General features: G+C 66.0%; 7 protein-coding genes. 4 read left to right on the forward strand and 3 right to left on the reverse strand.

The annotated features are described in order from the left end of the window. The 4 genes from proS to V5A38_RS14085 all read left to right on the forward strand — a co-directional run. Positions 1 to 1,284, forward strand: a 1,284-nt coding sequence (gene proS / locus V5A38_RS14070) for a proline--tRNA ligase (protein WP_332326396.1), incomplete at its 5' end; no start/stop codon positions are given. A gap of 204 nt (positions 1,285 to 1,488) precedes the next feature. After that, positions 1,489 to 2,373, forward strand: coding sequence for an amidohydrolase family protein (locus V5A38_RS14075; RefSeq protein ID WP_332326397.1), 885 nt, complete (start codon positions 1,489 to 1,491; stop codon positions 2,371 to 2,373). Positions 2,374 to 2,460: 87 nt separating this feature from the next. After that, positions 2,461 to 3,216 carry a molybdopterin-binding protein gene (locus V5A38_RS14080; RefSeq protein WP_332326398.1) on the forward strand — a complete coding sequence of 252 codons (756 nt, stop codon included), beginning with the start codon at positions 2,461 to 2,463 and terminating at the stop codon, positions 3,214 to 3,216. 47 nt (positions 3,217 to 3,263) lie between these two features. Next, the gene (locus V5A38_RS14085; protein ID WP_332326399.1) at positions 3,264 to 4,259 is read left to right on the forward strand and encodes an NAD-dependent epimerase/dehydratase family protein; all 996 of its coding nucleotides are present in this window, start codon (positions 3,264 to 3,266) and stop codon (positions 4,257 to 4,259) included. A 30-nt stretch (positions 4,260 to 4,289) separates the two neighbouring features. On the opposite strand, the gene meaB is transcribed toward V5A38_RS14085, so the two are convergent. From meaB to V5A38_RS14100, 3 genes are all read right to left on the reverse strand, one after another. After that, on the reverse strand, positions 4,290 to 5,351 hold the full coding sequence (meaB, locus tag V5A38_RS14090; RefSeq protein ID WP_332326400.1) for a methylmalonyl Co-A mutase-associated GTPase MeaB: 1,062 nt from the start codon (positions 5,349 to 5,351) through the stop codon (positions 4,290 to 4,292). Beyond that, a complete protein-coding gene (locus V5A38_RS14095; RefSeq protein WP_332326401.1) occupies positions 5,348 to 5,764 on the reverse strand; it encodes a cobalamin B12-binding domain-containing protein in 417 nt (138 codons plus the stop codon). Before V5A38_RS14095 ends, meaB begins: the two co-directional genes overlap by 4 nt. 323 nt (positions 5,765 to 6,087) lie before the next feature. Beyond that, positions 6,088 to 6,753: a DUF4013 domain-containing protein gene (locus V5A38_RS14100; protein ID WP_332326402.1), complete on the reverse strand. Its 666-nt coding sequence runs from the start codon at positions 6,751 to 6,753 to the stop codon at positions 6,088 to 6,090. Between the last annotated feature and the right edge of the window lie 196 nt (positions 6,754 to 6,949).

A 6,949-nucleotide genomic window follows, 5' to 3' on the forward strand; every position in this document is an offset into this window, starting at 1 on the left:
GGCGTCCAGAACGCCTACTTCCCGATGTTCATCCCCGAATCGTATCTCGAACGGGAAAAAGAGATCGTGGAGGGGTTCGACCCCGAAGTGGCCTGGGTCACTCACGGCGGCCACGAGGAACTGGAAGAGCGCCTCGCGGTCCGGCCGACCTCCGAGTCCATCATCGCCCCCTACATGTCCCAGTGGATTCGCAGCCACCGTGACCTGCCGCTACGCGTCAACCAGTGGGCCTCCGTGGTTCGCTGGGAAGCGACGGAGACGAAGCCGTTCTTCCGGACCAAGGAGTTCCTCTGGCAGGAGGGCCACACCGCCCACGCGACCGACGAGGGCGCCTGGGAGGAGACGCTCACCCGCCTCGACCAGTACGAGGACGTCTACGAGGACACGCTCGCTATCCCGGTGATTCGGGGCCAGAAGCCCGACCACGACAAGTTCCCGGGCGCCGACACCACCACCACCGTCGAGGCGCTGATGCCCGACGGGAAATCCGTCCAGGGCGCGACCAGCCACCACCTCGGCCAGTCGTTCGCCGAGGCGTTCGACATCACCTACACCGACGAGGACGAGGAGGAGCGCGTCGCGTACACCACCTCCTGGGGGTTCTCGTGGCGCGCGCTCGGCGCACTCATCATGACGCACTCCGACGAGCAGGGGCTGGTGCTCCCACCGGCGCTCGCGCCCGAGCAGGTCGTCATCGTCCCCATCTGGCAGTCCGACACCAAAGACGAGGTGCTCGAGTACGCGGCGGGCGTCGCCGACGAACTCGAAGCGGCGGGCGTCCGCGTCGAACTCGACGACCGGGACGAGCGCAACCCCGGGTTCAAGTTCAACGAGTGGGAGCTGAAGGGCGTCCCCGTGCGCTTCGAAATCGGTCCCCACGAGGTCGAGGACGACGAGATAACGGCGATCCACCGCCCCGATGGCGAGGAGGTCACGCTCGACCGCGAGAACGTCGGCGAGGCCGTCCAGGGCGAGTTCGACGAGGTGTACGCCAAACTCTACGCCACTGCCGAGGAGAACCTGGAGGAGAACGTCCGCTCGGCCGACGACCGTGCAGGCATCCTCGGCACGCTTGGCCAGCACGGCGGCTACGTGAAGACGCCGTGGTGCGGCGACGAAGGGTGTGAAGCGGAGATCGGCGACCAGATGGCCGCCGAAATCGTCATGGTGCCGTTCCCCGAGGACGAGGAGAAACACCACGACGCCGTGCTCGACGGCGACGCCGACTGCGCGGTCTGTGGCGACGACGCCGAGGACACCGCGTTCTTCGCGAAATCCTACTGAGCGGTTCCCGAGCACTGGGATATACTGCCGGACAGAACGATGCAACCATCGCTCGCCGTGAATCGGCCGTCAGCTCGTGTGAGAGCCAGAGACTGGTGAGCAACTCTGTACTGACTTCTGTCCGGCAGTATTAGTCGTGGTTCGGTTTCTCGACTGCCTGCGGACCACCGGTAGCCTGATTGCCGGCTCGACACACAGTGACGTATGCCCAACATCCTCGACTCGCACATGCACGCCTGGGGACCCGACACCGCGGAGCATCCATGGGAGACAGACTCCGTCGTCGAGGCCGTCACAGCGCTCCCGGTGGCAACGGAGTACACTGCAGGGGTGCTGCTCGACGACCTCGACGCAGCCGGCGTGGACGAGGCAGTCGTCATCGGCCTCCCGCTCACCCACTGGCTCGACAACTGGTACGTCGAGAACGTCGCCCGCGAGTACGACCGGCTCTACGGCGTTGCTCTGCTGGACCCGTTCGCCGACGACGCAGCCGACGAACTCCGGCGCCTGATGGCCATCGAGGACATGGTCGGCTTCCGCCTCGCACCGGTGTTCCCCCGTGACGCGATGTACGAGGTCGAGCCGAGTGAAACCGTCCAGACTGAGTGGCTCCGCGATGCTATCGACGAGACGGCGTTCTGGGAGGCCTGCGCTGAGACCGGCGCCTCCGTGAACCTGCTTGCCCACTACACCCACCTGGACCAGGTCCAGGCGCTCGTCGAAGCGCACCCGGAGCTTAGCTACGTCGTCGACCACTTCGGCCGCGCAGGTGCAGACGTCGCCGTCGATGACCCGGAGTTCGCGCAGTTCGCCGACCTCGCAGATGCAGGCGACGTCCTGGTGAAAGCCTCCGCCATCCCGGCCATCTCCGACGAACAGTTCCCGCACCGCGACGTGGAGGACAAGATCCGCTGGCTGCTGGATACGTTCGGCCGGGAGAAGGTGGCGTGGGGCTCGGACTACCCATTCATCAGCCCGGAGACCGACTACGAGGAGACGCTAACCTGCCTCGACAGGATGGACGCCGTCTCGGACGGTGAACACCGCTGGCTCACCGAGCGCTCGTTCCGGCGACACGTCGGCATCTGAACCGATCACAGCTTGGAGTCCTCTGTTGTCCGGTTGTTCCGCAGCCGCAGCCGAACGACTAAGGGTCGACCGCCTCCTCTCCTCGGTATGGACGTCGCCATCGTCACCGTCGGGGACGAAATTCTCGCCGGCGACACCCGGAACACCAACGCCGAGCGCCTGGCACGTCGACTGAACGAGCGGGGCGCCACCGTCACCCGCATTCTCACCATCCCGGACGACCTAGAACTCATCTCCGACACCGTCACAGACTGGGCCACCCAGTTCGATGCTGTCATCGTTGGGGGTGGCCTGGGCGGCACGCACGACGACATCACCATGGCTGCCGTCGCCGACGCGTTCGACCGCGACCTCGTCCTCGAGGACGAGGTGCGAGCAGCGCTCCTCGAACATCTGGCCGACTATCGGGATCTCGACCCGGACGAGGTGGAGCCCGACGATTTCGATCTGGATCTGAACGACTGGGGCGCGACGCCCGAGGATGGCCGCCCACTGCGCAACCCCGTCGGGCTCTCGCCTGGCGCCGTCGTCGAGAACGTCTACGTGCTGCCTGGCCCGTCCGCGGAGTTCGAGGCGATGTTCGACACCGTCGCCGACGAGTTCGGCGGCGACGCGGTGAGTGAGACGCTCCAGACTCCCGCCCCCGAGGCGTCACTGACCGGCGTCCTCACCGAGTTCCGCGAGCAGTTCGATCTCGTCGTCGGCAGCTACCCCTCACGGGATGGGTACAACCGGCTGAAAGTGACCGGCACGGATCCCGAACAGGTTGTGACCGGTATCGACTGGCTCCGCGAGCGCGTCGAAACGATCGACGAAGCAGATGAGTCAGCCGAGGCGTCGTAGCCTGCCGGAGCACGCGGGCTTTTCACCCGCCGGCCGAACCTACCGGTATGTCCGCAGACGCACTCGTTATCGGCGGCACGCGCTTCATCGGTCGCCATCTCGTCGACGAACTACTCGACCACGACTACGCCGTCACCACGTTCACGCGGGGGGAGTCCGAGAACCCATTCGCCGAGGACGACCGAGTGAGCGAGGTCCACGGCGACCGGACCGAGCGCGACGACCTCGAACGCGCCCGTGACGCCGTCGACCCAGCTGTCGTCATCGACACCTGCGCCTACTTCCCAGCCGAGGTCGAGGCGGCAACTGAACTGTTCGCTGACGTGGAGGCGTACGTCTACATCTCCTCCGGGTCGGCCTACGACGCCCCCGACGTGCCGATGCGCGAGAACGAGACGCCGCTTCACGACTGCACGCCCGAGCAGGCCACCGAGGACGCCGCGGAGACCTACGGTCCGCGAAAGGCAGAGGGTGACCGTCTCATCGCTGCGGCCGCCGAGAACGGAATCAACGCCATCTCCGTCCGGCCGATGCTGGTGTACGGCCCGCACGACTACACCGAGCGCTTCGCATACTGGACCGACCGGGTCGCCGAGTACGACGAGGTGGTCGTTCCCTTCGACGGCGACAGTCTGCTCCACCGCGTCTACGTCGAGGACGTGGCAAGCGGGCTCCGGATCGCTGCGGAAGAGGGTGAACCCGGCGAGGCGTACAACGTCGCCGATCGCAACACGTTCTCGCTGAAACGCTCGCTGGAACTCGCCGCGGAAGGCCTCGACACCGAGGTCGACATCGTCGAAGCTGGCCCAACGGAACTCGCGGACGCAGGGCTGGAGGCGGTGGAGTTCCCGCTCTACACCCCCTCGCCAGCGATTGCCGCGACCGAGAAGCTCGCCGAGCTGGGCTGGGAGTCGACGCCGCCGGGAGTCGCCGTGGCAAACGCTGCACAGTCTCACCGAGCGAACGGACTCGACGGCACGGAGAACGGCCCGGACAGGGACGCAGAACAAGCGGTCATCGACGCCGTTCGCGGCGGCGAGTAGGTCCAGGCCGTCGACGCGGCGGCACGCCCGTCAGTCCTCCCGGCGGTTCTCGACGCAGTCCCGGACCGGCTGCAGCACCTCGTCAGCGACAGTGTAGGGGTCCGTCTCGCGAGCCAGCACGCGGTCCGCGAGGTCACCGACACCGCCGTGGCGTTCCAGCTCCTCGTCGACCAGTTCAGCAGCGTCAGCGCGGAGGAGCTGGCGGATCTCGGCGGCGTAGCGCTGCCGGGCTCTGGCCTCCCGGCGACCGGTGCCATCGAGCCACTCGGAGTGAGCATCGAGCGTCTCGATGAGCTCGTCGACCCCCTCGCCGCTCGTGGCGACGGTTTCGAGCACTTTCGGCTCCCAGTGGGCCGCTTCGTCGTCCGCCGCCTCGTCCTCACCGAAGTCAGGGTGCTCGGGCGCGTCGTGATGGCCGGTGTTCAGCTTCGCCGTCGGGTCCCGGTCCATGTGGAGCATCTCCTCGAGGTCCGCCACAGTACGGCTCGCGCCGTCCATGTCGGCCTTGTTGACGACGAAGAGGTCCCCGATTTCGAGGATACCCGCTTTCAGCATCTGGACGTCGTCGCCAGAGCCGGGCTGGACGAGCACGACCACCGTGTCGGCAGTGCGGACGATATCCACCTCGTTCTGGCCGGCGCCGACCGTCTCGATGATTATCCTGTCTTTCCCGAACGCGTCGAGCGCTTTCACCGCGTCAGCGGTGGCTGTCGAGAGCCCGCCCAGGGTCCCCCGGGCTGACATCGAGCGGAAGAACACGTCCATATCGCCGACGTTGCTCGCCATCCGGATGCGGTCGCCGAGCACGGCCCCACCGGAGTACGGCGAGGAGGGATCGACGGCGATGACGCCGACGGTCTCGCCGCGGTCGCGGTACTGGCGGGCCAGCTTGTCAACCAGGGTGGATTTTCCTGCACCGGGCGAGCCGGTGACGCCGATAACGTTGGCGTGACCGGTGTGGCTGTGCAGGGAGGAGACCACGTCCCGGTAACCCGGTTCCCGGTTCTCGACCTTCGAGATGACCCGGGCGAGCGCCCGGTGTTTCCCGGCCAACAGCTCCTGAACGAGCTCGGATGCTGCGGCCGCGTTCATCGCTCGTGGACGTTGTTCCGGACGAACTCCACGGTTTCCTCCATCGGCGTGCCGGGGCCGAACACCTCGGCGACACCGGCATCGAGCAGTTTCTCCTTGTCGTCGTCTGGGACGATGCCGCCGACGAGCACGAGCGTGTCGTCGAAGGCGTCGTACTCCTTCAGCCCCTCGATAACCTTGGGGATGAGCGTGTTGTGTGCGCCCGAGAGGATGGAGATCCCGAGCACGTCGACGTCCTCCTGAACCGCCGCCTGGACGATCTCCTCTGGGGCACGGTGGAGCCCGGAGTAGATGACCTCGAAGCCGGCGTCACGGAACGCCCGTGCGATGACGTGCGCCCCGCGGTCGTGGCCGTCGAGTCCGACCTTGGCCACGAGACACCGGATGGTTCGCTGTTCCTGATCTGCGCTCATGGGGTGTCGTTCGCTTTGCGCCGGTTTCACTCTAACGGCACAAGTCGCGGACACGCCGGCCGTAGGCGGGCACCCCTGCGCGTATTCCCGATGGCAGGGATGGCGTCCGGATGGAACGGCCACCACAGCAGCCGGGCGCGCATACCGACACCTGTTGGGCTCGCGTCGGCGCAGTCGTCATCGACGCCATCCTCGTCACCATCATCGCCGGCAGCATCGCTTGTCTGTTCGCCGCCAATCCGGTCCGGCCAGCATCACGCTGGAGTGGAGTCGACGCGATATGGTCGTCGCGCGCGTCGACAGACGCGGCGAGTGAAGCTGACTCAGGCTATCGAGATACCAGTCTCCTCGCTTTCGGCGGCGCGACGGAACGCGAGGCCGAACACGCGGTAGGCCGCCACCTGAATGTAGAAGTTGACGAAGACTCCAACGATGGTGCCAAGAATCGGAATCAGGCTCAGCACGCCGACGACGACGAAGCCACTGACGAAAATAATGAAGCCGATCACCCACGCGACGAGATAGTCAGGCGACACCACCACCGAGGAGATATCCCCGAACGCGAACGCGTCCCCGACACTGCCGGTCCGAGCGAAGTTGGTGATGGCCGCCGGATAGACGTACGTCAGCGCGATGAACAGCAGGCCGCTGACCAACGCCGCGATCGCGAACCCGGCGGCGGCGACATCGCCCGAGCCGGTGAGGGCGCCCGCGCCACCGAGGACGACGAACACCACCGTCGGCACGAGATAGTAGAGGACGGTGACGACGAACGCCAACAACCCGCTCATTCCGAGGTCGCCCCAGTCGTCGAACACCGGCGGTTCGTCGACGCCGTCCACAGTCTGTTCAAGCACCCGGAGGAAGTAGCCGAAGACGAACAGTATCGGAATCAGGAGGAACGACAGGATCGACAGCACACCCCCGATGAGGACGGTCATCAGCGCATCGTCACTACGGCTTGGATAATACAGCCCGTCACTGAGCATGCCCCGTGCATTGATTCCTCAGATGATAAACATACCGGCACGATTTGACCGCTGAGAGAGTGCCGGAGTGGCGGGCCCGCTCATAGTGATTACTGCGAATAGTGTCATCGACGGTGTCGAACGCCGCCGGTTCAGGGACTCCCACCGACACGGATGGTCACGGCGGGACAGACTCGCAGTAATCACTATCAGAGAT

The organism is Halolamina sp. (genome assembly GCF_036626355.1).
GTDB lineage: Archaea > Halobacteriota > Halobacteria > Halobacteriales > Haloferacaceae > Halolamina.

What these genes read in the sequence shown, in the direction of transcription:
- V5A38_RS14075 (WP_332326397.1), top strand. Translation starts at nt 1,489, where the DNA reads ATGCCCAACATCCTCGACTCGCACATGCACGCCTGGGGACCCGACACC.
- V5A38_RS14080 (WP_332326398.1), top strand. Translation starts at nt 2,461, where the DNA reads ATGGACGTCGCCATCGTCACCGTCGGGGACGAAATTCTCGCCGGCGAC.
- V5A38_RS14085 (WP_332326399.1), top strand. Translation starts at nt 3,264, where the DNA reads ATGTCCGCAGACGCACTCGTTATCGGCGGCACGCGCTTCATCGGTCGC.
- meaB (WP_332326400.1), bottom strand. Translation starts at nt 5,351, where the DNA reads ATGAACGCGGCCGCAGCATCCGAGCTCGTTCAGGAGCTGTTGGCCGGG.
- V5A38_RS14095 (WP_332326401.1), bottom strand. Translation starts at nt 5,764, where the DNA reads ATGAGCGCAGATCAGGAACAGCGAACCATCCGGTGTCTCGTGGCCAAG.
- V5A38_RS14100 (WP_332326402.1), bottom strand. Translation starts at nt 6,753, where the DNA reads ATGCTCAGTGACGGGCTGTATTATCCAAGCCGTAGTGACGATGCGCTG.